Annotated in this window: 1 protein-coding gene; it reads left to right on the top strand. The window is 69.7% G+C overall.

From position 1 onward, the window contains the following. Window positions 1-1,180 (top strand): maltotransferase domain-containing protein (locus ACH4VX_RS35605; RefSeq protein WP_398373474.1); only part of this gene is annotated, 1,180 nt, incomplete at both ends.

The raw sequence follows: 1,180 nt of genomic DNA, 5'->3' as shown, positions 1-1,180 counted from the left end.
CCCGGTTGGCGGCGGCGTTGACGCCGGAGGTGGAGGCGGTGCTGGCCCGGCATCCGCTGCGGGAGCTGGTGACCAGCAGTGATCCGCTGCCGCTGCTGGTGGAGCGCGAGCGGGCGCTGTACGGGGCCTGGTACGAGTTCTTCCCGCGCTCCGAGGGCACCCCCGAGCGGCCGCACGGCACCTTCGAGACCGCCGCCCGGCGGCTGCCCGCGATCGCCGCGATGGGCTTCGACGTGGTCTACCTGCCGCCGATCCACCCGATCGGCACCACCTTCCGCAAGGGCCCCAACAACACGTTGGACGCCGGCCCGGACGACGTCGGGGTGCCGTGGGCGATCGGTTCCCCCGAGGGCGGCCACGACGCGGTGCACCCGCGGCTGGGGACGCTGGAGGACTTCGCCCGTTTCGTGCGCCGGGCCGGTCAGCTGGGGCTGGAGGTGGCGCTGGACTTCGCGCTGCAGTGCTCGCCGGACCATCCCTGGGTGCACAAGCACCCGGAGTGGTTCCACCACCGCCCGGACGGCTCGATCGCCTATGCGGAGAACCCGCCGAAGAAGTACCAGGACATCTACCCCATCGCCTTCGACGCCGACCTGGACGGCCTGGTCGCCGAGACCTGCCGGGTGCTGCGGCACTGGATGGACACCGGGGTGCGGATCTTCCGGGTGGACAACCCGCACACCAAGCCGGTGGTGTTCTGGGAGCGGGTGATCGGCGAGATCAACCGCGCCGACCCCGATGTGATCTTCCTGGCGGAGGCGTTCACCCGTCCCGCGATGATGCACACCCTGGCCCAGATCGGTTTCCAGCAGTCCTACACCTACTTCACCTGGCGCAACAGCAAGCAGGAACTGACGGAGTACCTGACCGAACTGGCGGGGGACGCCGCCTCCTTCATGCGGCCCAACTTCTTCGCCAACACCCCCGACATCCTGCACGCCTACCTCCAGCACGGCGGACGTGCCGCCTTCGAGGTCCGCGCCGTCCTGGCCGCCACCCTCTCCCCCGCCTGGGGCATCTACAGCGGCTACGAACTCTGCGAGAACACCCCCCTGCGCGAGGGCGGCGAGGAGTACCTCGACTCCGAGAAATACCAGCTCAGGCACCGTGACTGGGAAGCGGCCGAACGCGAGGGCCGCACCATCGCCCCCCTCATCACCAAACTCAACACCATCCGGCG

Source organism: Streptomyces sp. NPDC020731, from assembly GCF_044334705.1.
Lineage (GTDB): Bacteria > Actinomycetota > Actinomycetes > Streptomycetales > Streptomycetaceae > Streptomyces.
Note: the sequence above shows the minus strand (reverse complement) of the source record. Positions and strands in the feature narration are given on the sequence as shown.